The 1,411-nt window shown below is 64.3% G+C and carries 1 protein-coding gene; it reads right to left on the bottom strand.

Annotation, left to right across the window (positions count from 1 at the left end):
* Window positions 1–1,411 (bottom strand): translation initiation factor IF-2 (gene infB / locus C1722_RS09985; RefSeq protein WP_102379102.1); only part of this gene is annotated, 1,411 nt, incomplete at both ends.

Raw genomic sequence — 1,411 nt, 5'->3', positions numbered from 1 at the left:
GTACGACGTACCCGCGACGATCGAATCGCCCGGACGCAGCGTGCCGCGATGCACGAGCACCGTGGCAACCGGGCCGCGGCCCTTGTCGAGGTTCGCTTCGATGACGAAGCCCGACGCGAACGCATCGGGGTTCGCCTTGAGCTCGAGCACATCCGCCTGCAAAAGGATCGTTTCGAGCAAGTCGTCGATATGGAGCTTCTGCTTTGCGGAAACCTCCACGAACATGTTCGTACCGCCCCACTCCTCGGGGATGACGCCGTATTCGGTAAGCTCCTGACGTACCCGATCGGGGTTGGCACCGGGCTTGTCGATCTTGTTCACAGCCACGACGATGGGCACGTTCGCCGCTTTCGCGTGGTTGATCGCCTCGATGGTCTGAGGCATGACGCCGTCGTCGGCGGCAACCACGAGCACGATGACGTCGGTCACCTGCGCGCCGCGAGCGCGCATCGCCGTAAAGGCTTCGTGGCCGGGCGTGTCGATGAACGTGATCTGGCGCCCGTCGATCTCGACGACCGATGCGCCGATGTGCTGGGTGATGCCGCCCGCCTCGCCCTCGGCAACGCCGGTATGGCGGATCGCGTCGAGCAACGAGGTCTTGCCGTGGTCGACATGCCCCATAACGGTCACAACCGGCGGACGGGGCTTGAGATCCTCTTCCTTGTCGTGGAACACGACGGCGTACTCCTCCTCGGGGGAGACCACGCGAACCTTGCGGCCCATATCGTCGGCGATAAGCTCGATGAGATCGTCTCCCATCGACTGCGTGAGCGTGAGCACCTGCCCGAGCATGAACAGGCGCTTGATGATGTCGTTGGGCTGCACGCCGAGCAGCTCGGCGAACTTGGAAACCGTAGTACCCTGCGCAACCTCGACGACCGAATCGTCGAGCACGAGCGTGGGATCGAGGCCCTTCTCGATGGCCTCGAGCTCCAAGCGCTCGCGGTTTTCGGCTTCGCGCTTTTCCTTGCGCTTCTTGCGGCGGCCTTCGCCACCCTCCTGCGTTGCCGCCTCGACGGCTGCGCGCGCCTCGGCGAGCACTTTGTCACGCTGGAGCTTCTCGGCCTGTACGGCCATCTGGGCATAGCGATCCTCGCCCGTGGCCTGCTGGTTCAACTCGGGAACCTCGGGTTCGAACGAACGCTTCGACTGCTGTTGCGGCTTGGGAGCACCCTGCTTCTTATCAACGCGCTGGGGCTTCTGGCGCTGCTGGTTCGCAGCCCCTTGCTTGGGAGCGTTCTGGCGCTCGGCCTTCTGCTGCTCGATACGGGCCTTCTCGCTTTCGATCTGGGAAAGCAGCGAATCGAATGACGATTTGGGCTTCGCACCGAGAACCGGGGCCTTCTTGGCGGGCTCGCTGTGCTTGGCGCCTTTGCCGCCTGCCTTGCGCGCCGCCAGCGCCTCGGCTACC

It is taken from the genome of Raoultibacter timonensis (genome assembly GCF_900240215.1).
Taxonomy (GTDB): domain Bacteria; phylum Actinomycetota; class Coriobacteriia; order Coriobacteriales; family Eggerthellaceae; genus Raoultibacter; species Raoultibacter timonensis.
The sequence above is the reverse complement of the archived record's forward strand: the minus strand, read 5'-3'. Positions and strand labels throughout refer to the sequence as shown.